Source organism: Mesorhizobium sp. M0715 (genome assembly GCF_040320355.1).
Lineage (GTDB): Bacteria > Pseudomonadota > Alphaproteobacteria > Rhizobiales > Rhizobiaceae > Mesorhizobium.
This window is the reverse complement of sequence record NZ_JAMYPL010000011.1, coordinates 1-22,142: the sequence shown is the minus strand read 5'-3', so window position 1 is coordinate 22,142 and position 22,142 is coordinate 1. Positions and strand designations below refer to the sequence as shown.

Genomic DNA, 22,142 nt, shown 5'->3' with positions numbered 1-22,142 from the left:
CCCAGGCTCTTGCTTCGGGGATGCCTACATTTGGCGAGTCGTGCTCTTGCACTATTTTCTTTGTCTAGATTTCACTCTGATCCGTATCGATAGAATTCATAAAAGTGCATCGTCACCGTAATCCCCCTCCGAGGAGATGTCGGGCAGGACGAGGGGGGCGCCGTAGAACGCCAGCCAGCACCGCAATTCCAATCAGAAAACAGCGTTCAACCTGCGAAGTTGTTGTCCACGAACATCTTGGCAAATTGCTGGGGCGTAAGCGTTACATTATTGACACGGGCGATTTCGAGATTCTTTGCCCACATATCCCGGATTGCTGCCGGCATTCCCTCGGGCATGTGCATGGCTTGGGCAATTGCATCATGCCATTGTCCGTCGCCGCCATAGATAGATTGCAGTTTGGGGGCCATCTTTTTCAAGCCACCCTCCGACTCTTGAGAAAGTTCTCCAATGGCCCAGAGCACATAAAGCTCCAGCAGCCTAAGCAGCGGCTGTCCATCGTAACGTGGGTTAGTCGCCATGTTTCCCCTCACGCATCATTGGTGGCGTATTCGATGAGTCTTTGGCAGATAGCCGACAGGCTGGGCTTTTCCTTCAGTGAAGCTACCCAGGCCTCGGTAAATTCAATCGCAATGAATATCTCGATGAAATATGTAAGCCCCGCTTTGGCTGCCGCCTTCGGAGGCACCGTGCTATCGTCGGGTGCGGTCGCAACCATTGCATTGGAATCTTCAGTCCAAGGCTCCGCCACATAAATCGTGTCATCCTCGTCAAAGTCCGACAACCGTCCAACAATATCCAACAACTTGATTATTTTCCCCATAAAGAAAATCCTCCTCGACGATTCGGGTGCAATGCTTTCTGAAAGATAGTCCCAGGATCATGCTGCGATCTAGGGACAAGTTGCATCACACCGGCTTTTGTGTCGTGGTGCCAAGTGTAGCCGGGGGGCGCTCTTCGGGGAACGAGCCCCCTCTTTGTCCGCTGGAGGTTAATTCCCGCATCTTGCAGAGCTTTCGCGAAATCCGGCTCTCTTTCCATTAGCACCAGCAGGGCTTCGTTGGCCGCCTGGAAATGGCGTGGGCGCGAAACGTTCGGATATAATGCAGAATCTATCTCTGTCTCGAACACCACACTATAGAATTGACCGGTCGGCCCTCGACTAGCGCCGTCGCCTGCTTCTTCTGTCAGCGGTTCGGACCCGGGTGTAGGTAAGTCGTCTACGCCTTTGTAAAGATCCGCTCCTTCAGAAAGAGCGTCCTCCGTCGAGTCGGCGAGCTTGCCGCTGCTTCTGCGAACAAGCGCCTCGGCCCCCTCCGCTAGGTCGTCGGACCGCCTCAAGACCTGCGAGAGTTCCTTAACCAAAGGCCCCGCAATCTTGCCGGCTTGTTGCAGGCCGACGGATACCAATTTCTCGGTGGGGAGCGTTCCTAAGACATTGAGAATGGTGTCGCCGACGTTGCCAGACATCGCGGACGCAACAGCCTTATCGGCCGCGACCATGGGCGCAATGCCGAGCAGCGAGATGCCCTGCTCGCCGGCTCCCTCGGAGCCAACCAGCATCCGCGCCAGATTACGCCGCACGCTGCTTGGCTTACTATCGCCGGCGATAAGGTAGCCAAGCTTATCTTGGGGCGTAGGAATGTAATTCGTGACTTCTACATGCGAGTCCCGCAGACCCAACTCGGCTGCTTGGCGCAGATCGAGCAGCATTTCGGGGTCGACTATCCAATCGCGACGTGTTCGATCAGCTAGGCTTCTCTCTGTCTGCGCTGCACTTGTCCGAATTAGGTGGTCTAGCATTGCCTTTTGGGCAGCTTCGGTAGGCAGTGCAGCAAAGAGGTTGTTTAGGGCGGGATCTTGCGGGTTTGTTCCGTTTTTGAGTCCGTCGACGACGCCTCCCGCCACGGAATTGGGCAGCGGTTGAATCTTCTCGAAGCCCAGTTGCTGCTGAGCGGCGATCGAGCCGATGATGGCTGCCTGATAGTCTTCCGGCGTCGAAAGATTGTTCCAAGCCGCATCGAGATTCGCGAACGTCTTACGTACATAGCCACCCGGATCGCCCTGCCTCTCTTTGAGCGTGAGGTCGGCGGCCGTGGCTATTACTTCATGACGCGCGCTGTCCTCTTCCGGCGTAGCACTATCGGCCTTGGGCGAGGACTCTTTGACTCTGGCCAAAACGGCCTCATTCGACATGCCACGCATGCTGTAGAATTGCCGACTGACATCCATTGCTTGGCTGAAGGCTTGGAAGCGCCTGACGCCTTCGGTGGCGCCGTAGAGAGCGATGAACTGCTCCGGAGTCTGCACGGGGCCGGAATAGGTTCCAGTTTCCCTGATGGAGCTTGGCGCATTCTGTTCGGCGAGGCCGATGTTGGTTCGTGTTTCGACCTGCCGTGCGATCTCAGCGGTCCGCGCTTTCTGGGCCAACGCTGGCCTGTCTTCAGGCGGGATGTCGTCCCGGACAACCTGCACCGCTCGCTCATATGGCGTCGGCTCGCCAAGGCGATCGTCTCTTGGCGCCACAAAACTTGTGGTATTTGCCTGTGGGCCACCAACCGCCTCGGCCGTATCATCTTTGATCCGGCTGCCAGCCCGCCCCGCACCCAGCATCTCAGCCGCCCGCTTCGGATCCTGGGCAATCATTGCCTGGACCAGCGCCTTGGCCGTGTTGGTGCGCCAGGTGGCCTCGGCTGTTTGCCGAATGATCGAGTTGCCGATCTTGGCGATCAGGTCGAAGCCGCTCTGCCGGATCGCCTCGAATGTCTCGGCGTCGTTCGGGTCGCCCTGTGCGATGGAACCCGTGGACATGGTGTCGACCTTGGTCCACTCGGCCAACTCATACTCGTCACGGCGCTGGAGCTGCCGCTGCGCCATGCGCCGTGCGCCAATCGCGCGCATCGTCTCCTTCTGCCTGGCGAAACCAGCACGCTGGCTTTCGGGCATATCAGGCAAGGCATCGCCGAACAGCCTGTCGAACAGGCCTGTTTTGACCACCCGGCCGTCGCGCGGATTGACCTGGCCGTACATGGCCTCATGCAGGCCGGCGCCGTCAGCCGGGGCGTTGGCCGCCACCTCGTCTTCGGCTTGCCCGATCCGGCTGGTGAACCGCCGCCGCGCCAGTTCGGCGTCGAACGCGTCCTGCTGGTCCTTCATCTGCTGGTAGCGCTCGGCGATAGCCGAGAACTGGTCGCCAAGACCCTGCATGGCGCCGCCAATCGGCGATCCCCCGGGGTACGGCACCGCATTGCCGGCATCGAGCCGGCGCTGCGCTATGTGGAGCGGAATGGTGGCCATCAGTAGAGGCCTCCGGTGGACGAGCCGCCCGGCGGCGGTGGGAAGGCGCCCTTGCCGAAGGTCACGGCCTTGGTCGGGTCGTAGAGGCCGGAGAGACCCGATACGAGATTGCTGCCGGCCTTGAAGATCGAGGCCGTGACCGCCTGCTTGCCGGAGAAGCGCGAGAGCGCGGCTTGCGTATTGAGACTGTTCTGGCGCAGTTTCGAGCCGTACTGGATCGCGTCGAGATCAAGCTGGCCCTGCCTGGCATTGGCGGCCAGCACCTCGGCCGGCGAGCCTGATATGCCGACGCCCGAGGCGCCGGCCTGCGCACGCGCCTGGCCCAGCAGGAGATCCTGCTTATGGCGCTCCTGGCTCTGCTCGAAGGCGGAACTCTGCGCCTCGGCCTGCGCTTGCTGCCCGTAGGCCTTGGCCTGATAGTCGGCCATCTGCTTCGACTGCTGGCCTTCGACCAGCGCGCCGCCAACAGAAAGGGCGGTGCCGATAAGGGCAAGTGTGCACATGCGTTCAGCCTCGTTCGCCAAAGGAGGTGTTTGCGGGAATGAATTTGCTTTTGACGCCGTCCACCGGCGCGCCGAGCGCCGGGCGCGGGTCGAGCGCACCGCCGGGGGTGAGGAACGACACAAGCAGCCTGTCGGCCTGCAACGCCGGCCGGCTGAGACGGGCGGGTGCAGCGGCCCGCGGGCCGGCCATGGCGGCGCGGCGGGTCGTGGTCAGATTGATCTTCAGCTCGGCGACGCCGGCGGCATCGAACAGGCCGTTGGCGGTGGCAATGGTGCGGGCGAGCGCATCGGCCTCGAACAATTCCTGGCGCAGCAGCTCGACCAGCCGGCGGGCGCTGCCCCAGCGCTCGCCAAGCGTTGCAGCTTTGGCCTTGATCTCGTCGCCAAGCGCGGCGATGTCGGCCCGCGCTTCGCCTTGCGCGGCCTCCGCACGGCGCTTGCCGGCGGCGTCGATGGTCTTTTCCAGCAGCCCGATCTGGTCGTTGCAGTCGTCCAGCGCGGCACGCGCGGCGGCCAGGTCGCCATCGCCGAAGACCGCGCGGTCCTCGGCTTGCGCCAGTTCGGTTCTGCAGTGAAGCGCGTCGTTGAGGTCGGTGTCGAGCAAGGCGATGACGGCGGCGAATTCGGCAGCCGTCCGCGCCATCCCGAGGATTTCGGCATGGGGAGATGTCATTTCGGGGATCCTTTGGTGAATTGTTATCTCCCCACTCGAGGGGGAGATGGCCGGCAGGCCAGAGGGGGGTCGGCACGACCGGGTGCGACCTACCGCGGCAGATGAGATTGGCGCTTCGCGTGGAGCGTCGGCATCCTCTTTCAACGTGGAGGAGGTTGGCGTCCGGTCGAACCGACCCCCTCTGTCGCCTCCGGCGACATCTCCCCCTCAAGGGGGGAAATCACCATCTTCAACGCCGGCGCTCTACGGCTCGGCGTCGAACACCGGCGTGAACGCACGGATCGTGCAGGGCGTCGGGTTGACATGGCGGATCCGCACTCGGCCCTGCCCTTCCCAGCTGTCGTCGATCGGCACCTCGACATTGCCGGTGAACAGCGTTGCCCGCCCGTCCGGCGCGATGATCGAGGGCATGCGCACCGGCTCCCAGCGGCCGCGCATCAAGGACTGGACTTGAAGCCCCGTGGTGTCGGTCTCGAGCAGCGACAGGATCACCTTCGCCACCTTCTTGCGGCGGCCGATGATGGAGCCGTCGCGGCCGCCGACATCGAGCTCCAGCGTGTCGGCGCCCGCCGCGTAGGGCAGGCCGAGTTGCCATTTGGCGGCGGTAGAACCGCCCGGCAGCGTGACGGTGCCGCCGCCGCTGACGGTCAGCCCGCGATAGACCTTGCCGTCGGCGAGCACATCGACGGACTGGCCGGCAAGGTGCATGGCGCCGCCCACCGTGGTGACCGCAAGACCCGCGTAGGACAGGCCGCAATCGACCTCGAAGGCGTCCGCGATGGCGCCGTATTCGAACGGCGCGGTCTTGATCTCGATGTAGCGCCTGGTCACGCCGCCAATGCTGCGCTTCACGATCAGCCAGAGATCGTCATTGCCGTCCTGGCCGGGGGTGACCGCAGCGCTTTCGACATCAGCCCAATTTGAACCATCGGAGCCCGCCCCGCTGACGTTGCCGCCCAGGCGATGCCGGTGCATGCCGCGCACCTCCTGGCTCGGCTGATGGGTGTAGCCGCCAAGCTCGCCATTCTCGAGCGGGAACCACAGCAACGGGTCGGGATCGGTCTGGAAGGCGAGCTCGACCACACCCTTTTTGGGAATATGCTCGGAGACCTGGCCGACATCGTCCGAAGCAAAACGGCTCTGCGCCGTCTGCGTCAGCTCGGCGATCGATTTGCGCGAGCGTGTGACATAGAGGAACGACTGGCCGGCATCGACCGGGCGGATGCGGGCGCAGCCAAAGGTGCGCGAGCGCCGGTTCTTGAACGAGGACGGCGTCAGCGCCTCGTCGATGCCCGAGCCCGACAGGGCGCGGATGCCGCCTGAGGTGCCGATCAGAAGCGCGCCGTCGCTGTCGGCGATCCAGACAATGTCGTTGGCCTGGCCGCCGCCCGCCTGGACGAACTCCAGCGCGTCGTCGTCCTTCTCGCCCAGTGCAAAATTGTCGAAATCGCCGGTGGCCGAGGCATAGACCGAGAATTTGCGGCTGAAGGCCAGCCGCTCCTCGTAGAGCGACCCGCTTTCGACGTACTTGCCGGGCACGAAGGTGCCGAGCCGCCAGCGCGTGATCGGGTTCATGTTCGGCAGCGCATGGCCGTAGAGAATGATCTTGACGACCGTCGTGCTGGTGCGGCTGGTGATCCTCGCCCACCGCCAGATGCCGTCGGCGCCCAACAAGCGGATGGCGCGGCGGACATCGGTCGCCTGGAAGCCGGTGTCATTGTTGATGCCGATGCTTGAAGACGCGGTGATGTCGAACGGCGTCTGGTCGAATGCGGCGACATGGATCGCAAGCTCGGCCGAAACGCTGCTTTCGGCATCATCGCCGCCACCGCCGCTGAACACCAGTTGATGATATTCAAAGGCCGATTTGTTCGTGAATTCGTAGAAGCGCGTCTCGCCATTGCCCCAGCCGAGCTCGCCCGTACGAGTATCCAGGGTGACCCAGTTGGTGCCATCATTGGAACCCTGCAATTCCCAGGCGGTGAAGAAATCATAATTGCCCGTTGCCACCCGTGACGTGGTGATCCAGTAGGCATCGGCCACGCGCTGTGAACCGCCGGCATTGCGGAACCGGATATAGCCGTCACCGCCGCCAGAGATCTGGATATCCTGCGTCTTGTCGCGGTCGAACATCTGCCAGGCAGAGGCGCTGCCGCTGCCGGTGGAAGCGGTGCCGGAAGGCGTCGTGTTGCTGGTCATCTGCGGCGTCAGATGCCCGGTGTCGGACGGTGTCAGCGTCGTCGCCGTGTCGTTGACCGGGTCGTAGGGACCGTCGAGGAATTCAAAATCCGTCAGAGCCCACGCCGTGTGTGCGCTGCGCGTCAGCACCTTGGGCGGATAGTCCCGGTGAGTGACCCACATCTGGTCGGCCGACTGGACATAGGCGAGCTCGAACAGGTCCGCCTCGAGATAGGGCGAAGCGACCTCCACCGTGTCGACGCGCGCGCCATAGGCATGGACGCGGATGTACCGGTCGCCGAATTCGAGCGCATAGGCTTGATCGGCCGAGAAGATGAACGGGATCAGCCGCGTCGTCTTCGCGGAAATCTTCACCTCGCCGGCAAAATAGGTGCCGCCGCGCTTGCGGATGCCGCCATGCGGCAGGGTGATGAAGTTCTCGCATTTGGCCAGCGCCGCCCGATAGAAGTCGAGCGAGGCGCGTGCATGCAGGCGCGGCGAGATCTCGCCGCGGGTGAAGACGTCCTGGACGGGATAGAGCGTCGTCATCAGCGCGCAATCCTGTTGTCGCCGCGCTGATTGGACCACGAGGCGGTGTAGAGCCGGCTGCCGCGCTGGATGGCGTTGGCGTTGAGCGCCGCGTCCAGCGCCCGGTCATAGGCCGAGCGGGCAATATCGATCATGCCTGACTTGTGCGTCAGCGGATGCGCCACCTTGACGGCAAGGGCCGCCACCAAAACCTCGGTGAACAGCGCATCCCAGTCGTTGGGATCGGTGAGGTTGGCGACGTAACGGATGGTCAGCGGGCCGGACTGGTCGGAATAGATCAGCCCCGCCTCCTGGCGCCACGAAATCGGCACGCCGTCCGGCTCGCCATCACGGGTCAGCGGCAGCGGCCGCAGGCAGTCGGCCGGCAGTTCATAGGCAAAGGTCAAGCCGCAATCGCTGCCGGTGTCCGCCCCGGCAACCGTGGCGCGCAGGATGGCGAACACCCAGGCACATTTGGTAAGTTCTGCTTCCCTTGCGAGGTCGAAATGCAAGTTGAGCAGCCGTGCCGCCTTGACGTCCTGATCGAGACTGTCGATCGGCGCCTCGTCGAGCACGGCCAGCGCCATGTTGGCGATATCGAGCGGGGTGATGGCCATGGGTCAGCGCCTCGTCCATGTGGGTCGGGTCATGATTTTCTCCGGGCATGAAAAAAGCCGCTGCGAAGCGGCTGGGGGTTTGGATGGCGATATTCAGAGATCGTGCTCTACGCCCCCTCCGATCTCCCTTCGTGGGGTTGAAGAGTGGTCCGCGTAGCGGACGGAAAGCCAACTGCTTGGCTTTCCGAATGACGAAAGCCGGCAGGACGGAGGGGGCGCTAAGAAATATTGTCAGAACGAGGAATTACGGCGGCAGCGCACTATTTTCCAAGTCTCAGTCCAGACATGCTATCGACAAAACGCGCGAGATCTCCGGCATCTCACTGTTATTCGTGATTCCAACCCTTAAAATATCGGACGAAATCCACTAATCGAGCAATTCGAAAGATGGAAACTTACGTACCACCCAAGCCATGGAGATAGATATCCATCCCGGCTTGTAACTTTCCCATCCTTGCTGCAAGAAACGCTCGCGCTGGATTCCTCATTCACGAAAACGAGGTGGTACGTCGTTCCAGATCCTGCCGCTTCATCCAGTTTGGTGCCTGCAATTTCCAGCGTTCCGCCCACAAATCCGTCCTTCTCAAGCTTGACGAGAAGAGGGCTGCAATAAACAAAAATTGCAGCAGCCACCAAGATAGTTGCGGTCGTCAGAACCATCACTTTCTTCATTTTCTTTTCTCGTGAAAGATCATTGCCGGAGGCAGTGAAGTCTGAAGTAGTCCGGCCTCCAGGGCAAGGCGCGCGATTTCGTCGGGCGCGACCCCGGGTAAAGCTTCGCCCAACACACGGCCGACATTGTTATTGCCGACATTGTTATTTATGAGATCCATGGCACGCTGCCAATCGTAGCCAAAGCAGGTGATCCGCCCAGTGAACTCGGGAAAGCCTAGGCTGCCCCTCGCGTTCCCCGCGCCACGTCCTGCACGCGGACGATCCTGTACAAGCCCTGCTTGAGCGCCCCGCCTACAGAACTGTTCAACAACTCATTCAATCCCTACACCTTCGTTTCAAGCGATCGTTTCGCCCGCACGCGCAACGTCATCAGGATCATTCAATCCTTTTCCGGTTCGTCGAATGAACGAATCCCGGCTGACTCGTTGCCGAGGCGCTCAAACACGTCCAGGGCACGTTCTGAAACAACAAGCTCGTGGTTCGGAGCCATCCCGAAGTCGTCATGTCCCCGCTGCCCATGGATCTTCATCCAGACGAAAGATGGAAGTTCCGTCTCTGGCTGCAACCGATGGAACAGCTCCGAGGCAGTAACCACGACATCGGCAAAAGTGACCCCCGAAACACCTAGCTTCAACAACTCCCGCTGAGCTTCTTCGGTGACAAGAAAACAGGGAAAGCTGGTTATCAGGACATCTCCAATCCAAACGTCGATCTCATAGTGAAGTTTGTGCACAATGGGTGGGTGAACACGGTTATCGAGAACCGTATTTTTGCCAAAGTCGCCAGCCACAAACGGAAATACATAATAGTAATCCATTTTTTACCTATATTTTCCGACGGGCGGCACGAAATGATGGCCATATTTCTTATCGATCATTGTATAATGGTCCATAAGCTGCTGCTCTGTTGGGTTGGGGTACTTTTTATAGAATGCGTCATTTTCGCTCCTAATGATAACGAGATGCAGGATATCGTTAAACTCTTTAGGTATTCCGCGAAGATTTTCTACCGAATTGATCTTACTCTTTGACAGGATATTTAGAAATCTCTTAAGTAATTGCTGCTCAGCTTGGTGATGAATTACCAAATCCTCGATTTTCACGCCGGGGTTCGCGTCAGCATACCCTTTCCGGTAATCATTTGTAGTCGCCTCGCCAAGTCTTACACCGGGATGCTCTACGCGACTGGGGTCTCTGGCAAATAGTTCGCGTGCTACTGCGGCGATCATCCGGCGATCCAGCTGTGACTTCCGGGGTGAACGGGTCGTCTGGCCTCCGCCTTGCGCCGTCGTAACGCCAGCAAGGGCGTTGGAGTCAGCTGTCAGAAGTTCCCCTGCGCCATCAAGCCATGTCGTGGGCTGCTTGGAGAAATTCCCCGGCTGTGGCTTTTCCGGTATGGCTCCCGCTACACCTTCGCCGGCACCTGGCTTCTCAACCCGACCGGAAGCGACTTTGGACGTCGGTGTATTTGCGGCTTCCAGATTGGCGATGGATCGTTCAGTTTGCCCCAAGGCCCCGGAACTGACTGACTCAATTGCTCGCGGTATTGCTTTCTCGACGGCAGCAGTCCGACCAAACCCAAGCCAGTTCAATGCATCATACCCCTGATGCATCATCAGATTCTCAACACGGTTCGACGGCTCGTAGTAAGCACCTGTAAAATCGAAAGACTTGAGCCTTGATCTGGTCTTCGCGTTGAAAGCTCCAACAGCAGCGTTAGCCGCAAATTCGGCTGTTCCAATCCCGGCATTGGCGATCGACTTGCCTAGTGCCTTCGCTTGAGACGTGAGCATCGAACTCGATGGGGGAGGCGTGTGCGCAGAGGCATCTGGAATGATCGAGCCCAAACCGGCATCGGCCAATTGCCGGGCCACGGCTGCTCGAGCGACAGGGCCGAACGTTCCCGCAAGCAGCGTGCTTGCCTTCGCATTTTTGTCCTGCTGGTATGCAATACGGCTGTCATAATTATCGGAAAGATCACGGATAAACGACAGCGGCACGGGCTGAGGGTTCTCAATGCCCAATTGTTCCTGCGCTGCGACGGACATGGCTATCGCTTTGTCATAGGCGTCCTTGTCATAGCCGTTTGGATCCTCAAGCCCGCCGCCGATCACTGCTTTCCAAGCGGCAGCGATATTGGGGAACACTTCACTGACATAGCCGCCGCCATCGGCTCTTCTGTGATTCATCACCAGCCCTACCGCAGCGGCGGTCGCCTCACGACGCGGCTGGTCTTCCGGCGAACCGTTCGGCCCGGAATCGGCATCGCGGAGGGCGGCATGGATCGCCTGGTTCGGCATGGTGCGCATGCCGAAAACCTGACTGCCTACGTCAGCCCACCAGTCGAAATCCTGGAAGCGCTTGTCGCCCTCGTCGAGCCCGTAGGCGATCCTGAAGGCATCCCGACCGGGCATCTTGCCGGCATAGGCGCCGGTCCTTGCGATGGCGTCCGGCGCGTTCTGCTCGGCGAGACCGATGTTGGTGCGAAGCTCAACCTGCCGAGCCGTTTTGGCCGCCTCAGCCTGTCGCACCAGCGCTGCCTGTTCCTGTTGCGAAAGGTCGTCCCCGAACGCCTGGGCCAGCATTTCATCCGGCGTCTGCCTGCCGACGCGGTCACCTTTCCCGGCGGCCATCTTTGAGTTGCCCGGGATAGAGCTGTCAGCCGCTTGCGAGGCATCTCTGCCGGAGGCCGGCTTCCCGACACCAAATATCTCCAGAGCGCGTTTCGGATCCTTGGCGATCAACGCCTCGAAGCGCGTCTTGGCCGCAGTGCTGAACCAGTTCTTGACCCTCTGCTGCCTGATCCCCGGATCGAGCCCCATTTTGTCGATCAGGTCGAGCCCTTCCTGCCTAGCCGCCTCGAAGCTGGTGTCGTCGGGATTGGCGTCGCCAATGGCGATGGCGCTGGTCTTAAGCGCCGTGTCGACCTGAGCCAACTCGTAGTCCTGACGCCGCTGAAGCTGCCGCTTTGCCATGCGCAGCGCGCCAACCCGGCGCATCTCCTCCTTCTGCCTGGCGAAAGCGGCGCGCTGGCTCTCGGGCATGTCCGGCAAGGCAGCGTCGAACATGGTATCGAACAAGCCGGTCTTGACCACCCGGCCGTTGCGCGGGTCGACCTGGCCATACATGGCCTCATGCAGGCCTCTGCCGTCGGCCGGCACGTTCGCCGCCACCTCGTCTTCCGCCTGCGCGATCCGGCCGGTGAACCGGCGGCGCGCCAACTCGGCGTCGAAGGCCTCCTGCTGGTCCTTCATCTGCTGGTAGCGCTCGGCGATGGCCGAGAACTCGTCGCCGAGCCCCTGCATGGCGCCGCCGATCGGCGATCCCTGGGGGTACTGCACAGCGTTGCCGGTATCGAGCCGGCGCTGCGCTATATGGAGAGGTATGGTCGCCATCTGGATGTTCCCTGCTCACGAAGCGCTGATGCTGATCCGCTGAGATCACCGACCGCTTCGGCAGCGTGCCGGCAATCGCGCTCGAGGCAGGTGCCTTCGTCGGGTCTGGATTTTGGAGAGGCCGCCAACCAGGGCATTGCCTGCGCATTGGTTCAGCGGGCTGATCTTCTGCCGGCAACGGAGTCCGGCCCTGTTTGTCACGCCAGGATCGGGACAGAGCTGGCGTCAAGTTCAGAAAAAGAGGCGGGAGCTCATCGCCCCCGCCCCTCGCCTCGGCCGGATCAGGCCTCGGTAGTCTTCAGCGCGATGAACGTCATGTTCTTGACGCTGGACGCGGTGCGGTCCCAGTTCGCCGCCAGGGCCAGTTCCGCATCGGTGGCGAATTCGCCGGCCGAGGAGGCGTCGAGGAAGCGGGTGCCGGGCACATGCGGCACAAAATGCCGGCGGCCGACCATTTCGGTGATGCCGCCGCCATGGCCCTGGCGCGGCTTGCGGTCGAACTCCAGCGGGCCGCCCTCGGTGTTGACCGGCAGCTCGTTCCACAGGATCGCCTTGTCCTTGAACATGAAGGCGGTGTAGACGCCCGCCGTGACCGGGATATCGTCGTCGACCACGGCCCGCAGACCCATATAATAGGGGATCAGCGGTCCGCCCTGCTCGGAAGACGGCACATAGTCGATGAGGTCGGCGAGCTTCAGCGCCTTCATCTGCTTGGAGTGCATCCAGATCGTCTTGAACTTGTCCGCGCGGTCGCCCATCAGATAGGCGGCCTCGATGATGTCGGTGTCGACGATGGAGGCGCCGGTGGTGCGCACCAGGTCGCCGCCGTCATCGGCGACGTTGTCAGCGACGACGCCTTTCAGGATGCCGAGCAGGGTCAGCTTGTTGGCGCGCTGCCAGTACTCGGTCTGCCGCTTGACGATCAGCTTCTGCGGATCGTCGCCGGCTAGGATCGAGGTCAGGTCCGGAACGCCCCACGCCTGGGCGCGGACATTGCGGGCGGCGACCTCGCGGCGCGAGCCGATCTTCTTCATCTCGATGGAATCAGCCGGATCGTCATTGACCGGTTCGGACGGATCGTTGCCGAGGTCCTTCCAGCCGGGCATGTCGACGGAGCGGCCGCCCATCGACAGCTTTGACGAGATGGCCGGGTCGGAAAACAGGATTCCGGCCTGGTAGATCTCGAGCGACTGCACATGTTCCTCGAAAGCATATTGCGCATAGACGGACGGAACGATCGCGTCCGCGATACGGGTGTAGGCATCTGCCATTTTTCTCTTTCTTCAGGTTTGGGTTGGCGGCGGGTGCCCCCTCACCCAGCCTCTGCTTCGCTCGGCTGACCTCTCCGGGGGAGAGGAGACTTGCGACGTCGGCGCGCCTCTTCTCCCTGACGAGGAGAAGGTGGACGCGAAGCGGCCGGATGAGGGGCGTTTCAGTGCGGCTGATCGATCGTCAGCGCGGGTTGTTGGGCATCCAGCGGTCGGGGTTCTCCCCGGCCTCGCGAGCCAGCCGTCGGGCGCGGGCGGGGTCGCTTTTGACGAGGGCTGAGATATCAGTCAGGTTGCGTTCGCCGGCGGCGTTGCGCTTGAACGGATTGGCTCCGCTCCGACCAGCACCGCCGTCGATCGTGTCTTCGCGGAACATCGCCTCGCCGATCGCCTGGAACGCCCTGGCGATCTGCGGATCGGTCAGCGCCCCGTTGGGCAGAAGGATGCCCTTCGCCTTGTAGGCGTCGACCAGGCCGAGCTTTTTCATCGCCCGGTTGGCGACCTCCAGCTTCTGGCGAAAGCCGTCGCTGTCGGTCGGTCCCCAGTCCCTGACAAGGTCGTCATGGGTGGCTTCGACCGAGCGGGCGAGCGCGGTTTCCTGACGCGCGGCCTGCTCGGCCATGTAGCCGACGAACTTGTCATGATAGGCCTGCGCGGTCTTCGGCGAAGCACCCGCCTCGACCGCCCAGGCCTTGGATGCGTTGGCGAGTTCGTCCGAATAGGCGAAGTTTTCCGGCAGTCCTTCCGGCCTGATGTATTCGACCTTCTCGGACGAGGTGACCGGACGCATGGCCTCGGGCAGCCGGGCATGAAACCGGTCCCAGTCTTCCCGCGATGCGTCCGGGGCGGGAACGCGCAGGCTCTCACCCTGCTGCCGCTCCAGCTCCGCATAGGATGTGAAAACCCGATCGAGGCTTTCAGGCTTGGTCCAGCCCTTGGTTTCAGCGAGCTTGCGGTTGCCTTCGGAAAGACCGTCAAACCAACTTTTGGCGGCAGGCGCGGCGGACCCGTTGTCCGCGCCTGCCGGTGACTGTGCCGGGTTGCCCGCCGGCTGCGCACGCGCCGCCACGGACCCGGCGTCTGCCAGATCTGTCATGTGTGAGATTCCTTTGTTGAGGTTAGAAAAGACCCGACGGCAAAAGCTTGGTATCTCCCCCCTCGAGGGGGAGATGGCCGGCAGGCCAGAGGGGGTCGCCGCGCGTGGAGCGCCAACTTCATTCGTCGCCGGGAGTCGCGCCCAGTCGAACCGACCCCCTCTGTCGCCTTCGGCGACATCTCCCCCTCGAGGGGGGAGATTAGCGCTTAGACGTCGCCCCAGTTCTCCCAAAGCAGCGTGATTGTTCCGGTCACGGCAATCGTCCCGTCAGCGTCGATATCGGAACCGGTTGCAAACGCGAGGTTGAGATGGAGATCGACCGGCGTCGTGGTGCCATCCAGCGTCACTGCGGCGGCGATGTCGGCAACCGAAGCCGTGGACAGTGCGGCGCCGGCGCCGTCGAGCGTGCGGGCCGTCGACGCCAGCACATTGACCATGGTTCCAGCCAGCGTCGCGCTCGATGCCGCCGCCGAACCGAGCGACCAGTTCAGCGCTGCATTGTCGTTGATGGTCGCCGCGCGGGTACCGAGCACAGCGAACTGCAATCTTGCCGTGCCGCCCTTGATGCGCACCTTGCCCTCGATGAAGTCGAAGATCTTTTGGGCAGCATAGGCCAGCGCATCGGTGACCGGCACCTGCATGCCGGCGAAGGTGAAGACGGTGCGATACGATCCGCCCTGCCCTGTGGTGACGGCTTTCAGGCCGGGCCTGGGCGGGGCAAGGCCGGCCTCGCGGGCGGCGGCGCGGACAAGCGTCCGGGGAAGACCTCGGGTCATGGCATTTCTCCATTGGTGAGTGAAATTCTGGAAGCCCGACCGAGTGAACCCCGGCACCGGGCCGAACCATCGAAGGCTGAATCATTTTGACAAGGAGCGGCGCTAGCGCCTTGTTCGAAAGAGGTGTTTTCGGCCCTCGGCCCATCAACGCCCGAGAAACCATGTCTTATATCGTGAGGCCGCGTGCCCCCGTTCCGCCGCAATGCGAACGCACGGGACGAGCCATAGGGATTTCAGGCCTTCAAGGGAGACCGCACATGAACTTTCACAAAGCCATAGCCGCCGTGCTGATGACTGCAGCACTGGCAGGCTGCGCGCAGACCGAGGGGCAGCAGCGGGCCGGGACCGGCGCGCTGATCGGCGGCGCCGGCGGCGCCCTCGTCGGCCAGGCCATCGGCGGCAACACCGAAAGCACGCTCATCGGCGCCGGTGCCGGCGCCCTGCTCGGCGCGGTTGTCGGCAGCTCCACCACGCCGCAGCGCCGCGGCGAACAGATGTGCCGCTACCAGGACCGCCGCGGCCGCATCTACACGGCACCCTGCGACGACCGGTACTACAACGGCGATTATTGAGGCGCTGATCTTCCCTTCTCCCCCCTGTGGGAGAAGGTGGCCGCGCAGCGGCCGGATGAGGGGTGTTCCAGCTTGGCGACACCCTTTTCCGAATTGCGGTGACAGTGCACTATTTTCCAGTTCTCAGCCCAAACGTTCGCTGCAGTCACATCGGTGCAGCCGACAAATGAACTGTCATCGCAATTAAAAAGCGCGATCCCGTTACTGTTCGTAGGGTTCGACCACTGCAAACGGTATTCCCAACGACTCCAGCAAATCAAGAATGCGTTTAGAAATGACGAGACGGAAGGGTGTTGCGATCCCGAAATCGTCGCGGCCAGCCTTCCCGTTTACCTTCAGCCAGACGAAAGGTGGTAGCTCCAGCCCGGGTTGATCCTCTTGACACTCTTCCGAGGTAGTCACCTCGGCCTCGGCGAACGTCGCACCTGAAAAGCCCATCTTCTGCAGTGCGCGCTGGGTTTCTTCAGTAACGAGGAAACAGGGGAATGTCGCAACGATCACATCGCCGAACCAGCCTTCTACCTCATAGTGAAGCTTGGTCACGATTGGCGGATGGACGCTCGAGTCGAGAACGGTGTTTTCGCCGATCCCGCCAGCGACGTTCGGCCTTATTTTGAAGTATCCGGTCGACCCGTTGGTCGGATGCCCCCCGTGCCGCCTCATGTGTCTCTCCCGCGAATTTCGCCCTCAGGCCAGCAATCCATCGCTTCAACACCGCCCCCCAAAGAGCCAGGGCCGAGGCCATCAAGACGCTTCAAAAGGCTCAATCAAGGCATTGGAGATCCCCAATGGCTTGAGGGCATCGAGCACGCGCTCGGAAACGACTAGGCGGAGATCTTTCGCCATTCCGAAATCATCGCGACCGGCATCCCCGTTCACTTTCAGCCATACGAAGGGCGGAAGCTTCTGGTCCGGTTGCATTTCCTCGAACAATTCAGAAGTGGTCACCTCGACCTTGTCGAAGGTTACGCCTGAAAATTCACTCTTGAGAATTTTCTCTGCAACATCTTCGGTGACTAGATAGCACGGGAATGACGCCACCATCCTGTCCCCCAACCACCCATCAAACTCATAATGTAAACGGGTTACGAGAGGGGGATGGACACTCGCGTCCAAAATGATGTTATCGCCAAAACCACCAGATACCTCTGGCTCAAGATAATAATATATTTTCATAATTTATTGATCTCAGGAAAATCGAAATCTGACTTAGAGGCCGGTCCACGCAAATTTTCTACGATGTCTTTATACTTACTACCAACAACTTCAACCACTTCGAAATATTGAAATCCCATCAGCCTTCCAACGATTTTTTTGAGGAAATCGAATTCTTCTTTGCTCCTTAAATCTCTTCTATCAAGCAAGAATTCATTCAGAGCCTTAGAGGTGCCAAGAATTAATTGCACAATAGCCTCTGCATCATCTCTGCGGAGATTGTCTACCATTTAATTCGTCCTTCAATGCCCGTAATTTTCCATACACCTGGCCATACAATAGTGGAATGGTGCTCCGTCGTACGTGCCGGTGGGCAGTGTGGCGTTGGTGCAAAAGTCGATACACAAATTCCTCGCGACTGACTTTGATATACCAGCTACCTCGACGGAAGGATAGATGTTCTCATTTTGTTCATACATTGCGGACGCGGTCTGCTGGTTCTCCAACGCCTCAGAACGTTGCCCGCTCCCCGAATTCGGTTCAGACGCATCGGTTGATGCATCTAGTGTACCTGCTTCCGTGTCGCTCGCATGGTGCAGCAGTTCACGGATATCTAGTGCGCTGGTCGGGTCGGCCGAGAATGAATTTGGCAAGGGTTGGATGTTCTCAAAATCCAACTGTTCTTGAGCAGCAATAGAACGGGCAATTGCGACTTGATAGGCGGCCGGATCGTTGCCGTCCGGGCTCGTTGCCGCCCTCCACGCGGCGTCGACATTGGCGAAGACATCGCGAACGTAGCCAGCAGGGTCCGCCCGCCTCATGCCCAGAGTCTTGAGCGCAGCGGCAGCCGTAACCTGATACCGTGTCTGCTCGTCCTCGGAACTGCCCGCCGCAGGCTCGGCATCACGCAGTGCTGCGTGGATCGCCTGGATGGGCATCGTCCGCATGCCAAAGGCTTGGCGGCCGACATCCATCTTTACGCTGAAGTCCTGGTACCGATTGCCGCCCTCCTCCGCGCCATAAACGGCCGCGAAGTCAGCGGGGCTGGGCATCTTGCCGGAATAGCTGCCCGTATTGGCGATTGCGTCCGGAGCGTTCTGCGAAGCGAGGGCGATGTTGGTGCGCGCCTCGATCAGTTGGGCCGTGGTCGCGGCGTGTGCCTGGTCGATCAGCCGCTGAAAGTCATCTGGAGATAGGTCGGCGAGATGGTCGGCTGCCGGCTTGGTCGCGATCAGATCGGGCGCCGGAGCACGGTCCTTAAACGCCTGCGCCACTGCTTCATCAGGTGTTTTCTTGCCGAGGCGGTCGCCGGAGGCCTCGCTGCCGGAGGCCGGCGTCCCGACACCAAATATCTCCAACGCCCGTTTCGGATCCTTGGCGATCAACGCCTCGAAGCGCGTCTTGGCCGCAGTGCCGAACCAATCCTTCACCTTCTGCTGTCTGATCCCTGGGTCGAGCCCCATCTTGTCGATCAGGTCGAGCCCTTCCTGGCGGGCTGCTTCGAAGGTCACGTGATCGTCGGGATTGGCTTTGCCGATGGCGATGGCGCTGGTCTTCAGCGCCGTGTCGACCTCGGCCAACTCATAGTCCTGCCGGCGCTGGAGCTGCCGCAGCGCCATGCGCCGCGCGCCAACCGCGCGCATTACCTGCTTCTGCCTGGCGAAGTTGGCGCGCTGGCTCTCGGGCATATCAGGCAAGGCGACGTCAAATAGCGTGTCGAACAGGCCTGTCTTGACCACCCGGCCGGTGCGCGGATCGACCTGGCCGTACATGGTCTCATGTAGGCCGGCGCCGTCGGCCGGCGCGTTCGCCGCCACCTCATCTTCCGCCTGCGCGATCCGGCCGTTGAACCGGCGCCGTTCCAGCTCGGCGTCGAACGCCTCCTGTTGCTCCTTCATCTGCTGATAGCGCTCGGCGACAGCGGAAAACTGGTCGCGAAGACCCTGCATGGCGCCGCCGATCGGCGATCCCTGCGGGTATTGCACCGCATTGCCGGTATCGAGCCGGCGCTGGGCAATGGAGAGGGGGATGATGCTGACCATCGGCTGTTTCCTGCCCAACTGGCTTTGAACAAAAAGGGCGCGCCGGCGAGCACGGCACGGCCGGGTCGTACGCTGGCTGTCGCGTTCGCGGGTTTTGTCGGATCGATTTTTGGAAGAATCCTGGAGCAGCGGTGCTGCCCGGGCGGGTCGGCTCTGCTCGTCGTCAGCGCGGCCACGTCGCGGAGCCGCGGCGACCGCTATGTCGGGCGCGTCCGATTGATCGGAATGTCGGCGGGACAGCGTCGGCGAACAGCTACCGCTCCTCCGCCCGTGCCGCCTTCTCCAGCGCCACCAGCTGCGCGTCATCGAGCGTCAGAAACCCCATAATGTGCTGCACCACCTCGGCGCGCGCATTGCTCAAGGCGCTGTGCAGTTCGAACCCGTTGGGCGTCCGTGTCCGCGCCATCCACTCGCCATAGGACGGACGCCGGTAATAGCCGGTCGTCGCCGCGAGGTCGGCGAGCACCATCTCGCCGTCCTCGCCGGAAAACACTCGGAGATAGGCCTTGGCCAGCGCGTCGCGCGCCCTGGCAGGGCTGCCGGCCTGCCCGGCATGGGCAAAGCGTTTCCGGCTCATGCGACGCCGCCCGCCGGGCCGACAGGCTGCCCGCTTTGACCACTTTGCGCATCTTGGGCGCCGCCCAGCATGTCTTGCAACCCGTCGAGCAGGCCGCTGTCGCGCGCCTGCACCGCTGCCGGCACCGCATCCTTGGCGGCCTTGCCGGCGGTGGCGATCGCCGCCATGCCGGCCTGCGCCTGGCTTGCCTTGGCGCGGGCGTCGCGAAGGCCGTCGACCTCCTCCTTGCGGCGGAAGATGCGCTGCGGGCTGCGGCCGGCGCTCTGCACGATCTTGATCGCCTCGTCGCTGTCGATGTTGTCCATCACGCCTGGATCGAACTGCGCCATCTGCATGGCCGTCGTCACCACCTGGATGGTGTCGCGCGCTTCGGCCGAGCGCCTGAGCACGTCGAGCGGGCCGGTAAAGGTCGGCCGCACCGCCTTGCCGGCCAGGCTCTCCGGCGGCACGAAGCGGCTGTCTTCGTCATAGAGCCCCTTGTCCTCCAGAATGCCGAGCTCGCGATCGAGATTGCTGGCGAAGCCGGCCTGGATGATCGAGCCGGACGGCCCCAGCAGCGCGCCCTTTTCCTCTTGGCGGATCAGCGCCTCGGTCGCCGTCATCTGCGGGTTCTGCACCAGTGTCTGGAACAGGTTGACGAACATCATGTCGCGGATCTCGTCGGCGCGGCTCTGCGCGTAGTTGAAGGCATAGGTCGGGTTCTGCCCGGTCGAGATTGGCGCGATCAGCGGCCGGCCATTGTCGTCGATCAGCCCCGGATAATTCTCGCCCGGATTGAGCACCGGCACGTAGTCGAGCCGGGCCTTCGAGGCGGTCGCCGGATCGGTGATCTGCTGCAAGGCACGCAAGCCCGAACGGCGCACGGCATTTTCCTCGCGCACGGTCGTCAGCGCCTCGATAGCAGGCGAAATGCCATAGGGGTCGCCCTCGTAGCGGCGCCAGTTGAAGGTCGACACCGGAAAGGTGCGAAAACCGCTTTCCCGCACGATCTCCTCCTCGTCCTCGATGACGTGGTAGGAGGCGAAGGCCGTGTCGAGATATTGGTATTGGCCGCCGAGCCGGTACATCTTGCGCTCGTCGCGCGGCTCAATGCACTGGATCAGCGAGATCTTCGTCTCGCATTTGGCCGGATCGTCGACCAGAACCTTGATCTGCGCCGGCAGTTTTTCATAGCCGAGCAGCTGTGCGGCCTGCCGCGCCGTGCGCTCGTAGCGGCGGTGGAAAATGTCGACCTGGCCCCAGCGGTTGCGGCTGAGATAGCCCTCGACCACCGGGATCGAGGCATAGCGGATCAGCGTCGCGCCAAACCCTTCCTCGGCATAGAGATAGGCCGGGCCATAGCGCACGACATTGCGCAGGCAGGCCTGCGTCGCCGGCACGAAATTCGAATTGGCTGAGTAGCGCAGCGCAAACAGGAAATCGCGCAAGGCCTCCGCCCATGCCTTTTCCTCGTCGGTCTCCTCGTCGTTCATGGCCGCCGTCGACAGCCCGTGCCATTTTTCCGACTGCGGGATGATCAGGCTTTCCAGCCCGGCGGCCAGCCGGTTGGCGGCCGAGTTGATGGTGTTGGCGTAGACGCGGGCGCCGCGCCGCTCCTGCCGCTCGGCCTGCGAGTCCTGGCTGCCGGTTCGGCGGCCGCTCCAGATATCGGGCGCATCGGGGTCGCAGAACTCCGCCACCTGCTCCCACACAGCCTCATACTGACTGCGCTCGCTCTCGAGCTTGGACTGGCGGGACAGGATATTGCGGGCGAGGGAATCGGTCATGATGTTCTCACTTGTTTGGCGCGGCGGAGCTGCCGATTGATTGGAGATGCGGAGGGACAGCACCCCCCTCTGGCCTGCCGGCCATCTCCCCCGCATGGGGGGGAGATCGGCAGTTTTGCCGACGGCGCGTTTCCTGCAACGTCGGCAATTGGCGAAAGCGGCAGCACATCCCATCTCCCCCCTTGCGGGGGAGATGTCCGGCAGGACAGAGGGGGGTGCCTCGCGCCAGCCTTCCCTTGTCATCTTTTGCCCACTTGGCGGTGCTACGAACTTGCTCGCGGCGGGTTTTGGAGGAGGTCGATGTGACGACAAGCCTTGCCGCCCTGAAAAGCCAAAGCAAACGCGCCGTGAAACGGCTCATCGGTTACGATTCCCGCAACTGGCTACGCATCCGCCAGATCGAGGCGTTCACGCTCTTTCTCGAAGCCGGCAACCGCAAGGCTTCCGACGTGATCGAGATCTCGCCCGGCTGGAACCGCTACTGGCGGGCGATGTGCCCCAATTACCGCTCGGTCGATTTTCCGGCCTTCGACATCTGCAGGGATCGCACCGACGAGCAATATTCCATCGTCATCGCCGATCAGGTGCTGGAACATGTGCGCCGGCCGCACGCGGCGGTGGAAAACATCCACGCCATGACGAGGCCCGGCGGCTGGGCGATGGTGGCGACACCTTTCCTGTTTCGCGTTCACGCCAGGCCGCACGACTACAACAGATGGACCCCCGCCGGCCTCAAGCAGCTTATGGTCGAGGGCGGCTTCGCGGAAGCCAACGTCAAGGTCCACGGCTGGGGCAACAAGGCCTGCGCCAGGGCCCATATCGGCGGCCCCGTCCGCGCCTACGGCCTGTGGCGGGATTTGAGCAATGACGAGGAATACCCGCTGATGGTCTGGGCTTTTGCGAAGAAGGCGTGAGGGGCTGAAGCTGCCCATCTCCCCCCTGTTTGGACCGGAGACATCGCGAACAGGTGTGCGAGGACATCGCGAACAGTTTGGCGTGCTTTGCGCCGGGAGGTTCGCGATGCC

At 61.9% G+C, this 22,142-nt stretch carries 22 protein-coding genes; 2 read left to right on the top strand and 20 right to left on the bottom strand.

The window, feature by feature from the left end:
• Positions 1-206: 206 nt before the first annotated feature.
• The 14 genes from NKI21_RS15375 to NKI21_RS15310 all read right to left on the bottom strand — a co-directional run bounded on the left by NKI21_RS15375 (position 207) and on the right by NKI21_RS15310 (position 15,005).
• The gene (locus NKI21_RS15375) at positions 207-521 is read right to left on the bottom strand and encodes a hypothetical protein (RefSeq protein ID WP_023814083.1); all 315 of its coding nucleotides are present in this window, start codon (positions 519-521) and stop codon (positions 207-209) included.
• A gap of 8 nt (positions 522-529) precedes the next feature.
• The gene (locus NKI21_RS15370; protein ID WP_023814084.1) at positions 530-823 is read right to left on the bottom strand and encodes a hypothetical protein; all 294 of its coding nucleotides are present in this window, start codon (positions 821-823) and stop codon (positions 530-532) included.
• Positions 811-3,297: an HNH endonuclease gene (locus NKI21_RS15365; RefSeq protein ID WP_352441215.1), complete on the bottom strand. Its 2,487-nt coding sequence runs from the start codon at positions 3,295-3,297 to the stop codon at positions 811-813. Before NKI21_RS15365 ends, NKI21_RS15370 begins: the two co-directional genes overlap by 13 nt.
• The gene (locus NKI21_RS15360; RefSeq protein WP_031213873.1) at positions 3,297-3,800 is read right to left on the bottom strand and encodes a hypothetical protein; all 504 of its coding nucleotides are present in this window, start codon (positions 3,798-3,800) and stop codon (positions 3,297-3,299) included. The genes NKI21_RS15365 and NKI21_RS15360 overlap by 1 nt, the downstream gene beginning before the upstream one ends.
• A 4-nt stretch (positions 3,801-3,804) precedes the next feature.
• Positions 3,805-4,473: a hypothetical protein gene (locus tag NKI21_RS15355; protein WP_031213875.1), complete on the bottom strand. Its 669-nt coding sequence runs from the start codon at positions 4,471-4,473 to the stop codon at positions 3,805-3,807.
• Between the two features lie 243 nt (positions 4,474-4,716).
• Entirely contained in the window at positions 4,717-7,200 is a 2,484-nt protein-coding gene (locus NKI21_RS15350) for a phage tail protein (protein ID WP_352866189.1), read from the bottom strand.
• Positions 7,200-7,796: a phage connector family protein gene (locus NKI21_RS15345; protein ID WP_023814089.1), complete on the bottom strand. Its 597-nt coding sequence runs from the start codon at positions 7,794-7,796 to the stop codon at positions 7,200-7,202. Before NKI21_RS15345 ends, NKI21_RS15350 begins: the two co-directional genes overlap by 1 nt.
• Positions 7,797-8,141: 345 nt before the next feature.
• Positions 8,142-8,468 carry a hypothetical protein gene (locus NKI21_RS15340; RefSeq protein ID WP_128304616.1) on the bottom strand — a complete coding sequence of 109 codons (327 nt, stop codon included), beginning with the start codon at positions 8,466-8,468 and terminating at the stop codon, positions 8,142-8,144.
• Positions 8,465-8,629: a hypothetical protein gene (locus NKI21_RS15335; RefSeq protein WP_352441219.1), complete on the bottom strand. Its 165-nt coding sequence runs from the start codon at positions 8,627-8,629 to the stop codon at positions 8,465-8,467. Before NKI21_RS15335 ends, NKI21_RS15340 begins: the two co-directional genes overlap by 4 nt.
• Positions 8,630-8,850: 221 nt before the next feature.
• Positions 8,851-9,288, bottom strand: a complete 438-nt coding sequence (locus NKI21_RS15330; protein WP_352441220.1) for a hypothetical protein — start codon at positions 9,286-9,288, stop codon at positions 8,851-8,853.
• A 3-nt stretch (positions 9,289-9,291) separates the two neighbouring features.
• A complete protein-coding gene (locus NKI21_RS15325; protein WP_352866185.1) occupies positions 9,292-11,865 on the bottom strand; it encodes a hypothetical protein in 2,574 nt (857 codons plus the stop codon).
• A gap of 281 nt (positions 11,866-12,146) precedes the next feature.
• A complete protein-coding gene (locus NKI21_RS15320; RefSeq protein WP_352441222.1) occupies positions 12,147-13,136 on the bottom strand; it encodes a Coat protein in 990 nt (329 codons plus the stop codon).
• Positions 13,137-13,317: 181 nt separating this feature from the next.
• Positions 13,318-14,229, bottom strand: coding sequence for a hypothetical protein (locus tag NKI21_RS15315; protein WP_352441223.1), 912 nt, complete (start codon positions 14,227-14,229; stop codon positions 13,318-13,320).
• A 206-nt stretch (positions 14,230-14,435) separates the two neighbouring features.
• A complete protein-coding gene (locus NKI21_RS15310; RefSeq protein WP_352441224.1) occupies positions 14,436-15,005 on the bottom strand; it encodes a hypothetical protein in 570 nt (189 codons plus the stop codon).
• 257 nt (positions 15,006-15,262) lie between these two features.
• Here NKI21_RS15310 and NKI21_RS15305 point away from each other — a divergent pair, with 257 nt between their 5' ends.
• Entirely contained in the window at positions 15,263-15,577 is a 315-nt protein-coding gene (locus NKI21_RS15305; protein WP_027040217.1) for a YMGG-like glycine zipper-containing protein, read from the top strand.
• A 201-nt stretch (positions 15,578-15,778) separates the two neighbouring features.
• Here the strand turns inward: NKI21_RS15305 and NKI21_RS15300 are convergent, their stop codons facing one another.
• The 6 genes from NKI21_RS15300 to NKI21_RS15275 form a co-directional block, all read right to left on the bottom strand.
• Complete coding sequence (locus tag NKI21_RS15300) at positions 15,779-16,240, bottom strand: hypothetical protein (RefSeq protein WP_352441225.1); 462 nt, start codon at positions 16,238-16,240, stop codon at positions 15,779-15,781.
• Between the two features lie 81 nt (positions 16,241-16,321).
• Positions 16,322-16,753, bottom strand: coding sequence for a hypothetical protein (locus NKI21_RS15295; RefSeq protein WP_352441226.1), 432 nt, complete (start codon positions 16,751-16,753; stop codon positions 16,322-16,324).
• Complete coding sequence (locus NKI21_RS15290; protein ID WP_352866182.1) at positions 16,750-17,022, bottom strand: hypothetical protein; 273 nt, start codon at positions 17,020-17,022, stop codon at positions 16,750-16,752. The genes NKI21_RS15295 and NKI21_RS15290 overlap by 4 nt, the downstream gene beginning before the upstream one ends.
• 12 nt (positions 17,023-17,034) lie before the next feature.
• On the bottom strand, positions 17,035-18,774 hold the full coding sequence (locus tag NKI21_RS15285) for a hypothetical protein (protein ID WP_352441228.1): 1,740 nt from the start codon (positions 18,772-18,774) through the stop codon (positions 17,035-17,037).
• Between the two features lie 253 nt (positions 18,775-19,027).
• Positions 19,028-19,351, bottom strand: a complete 324-nt coding sequence (locus NKI21_RS15280; RefSeq protein WP_352441229.1) for a Bbp19 family protein — start codon at positions 19,349-19,351, stop codon at positions 19,028-19,030.
• Positions 19,348-21,117, bottom strand: coding sequence for a portal protein (locus tag NKI21_RS15275; RefSeq protein ID WP_352866179.1), 1,770 nt, complete (start codon positions 21,115-21,117; stop codon positions 19,348-19,350). The genes NKI21_RS15280 and NKI21_RS15275 overlap by 4 nt, the downstream gene beginning before the upstream one ends.
• Before the next feature lie 302 nt (positions 21,118-21,419).
• Between NKI21_RS15275 and NKI21_RS15270 the strand changes: the two genes are divergently transcribed.
• Entirely contained in the window at positions 21,420-22,031 is a 612-nt protein-coding gene (locus NKI21_RS15270; protein ID WP_128304605.1) for a class I SAM-dependent methyltransferase, read from the top strand.
• Positions 22,032-22,142: the final 111 nt, after the last annotated feature.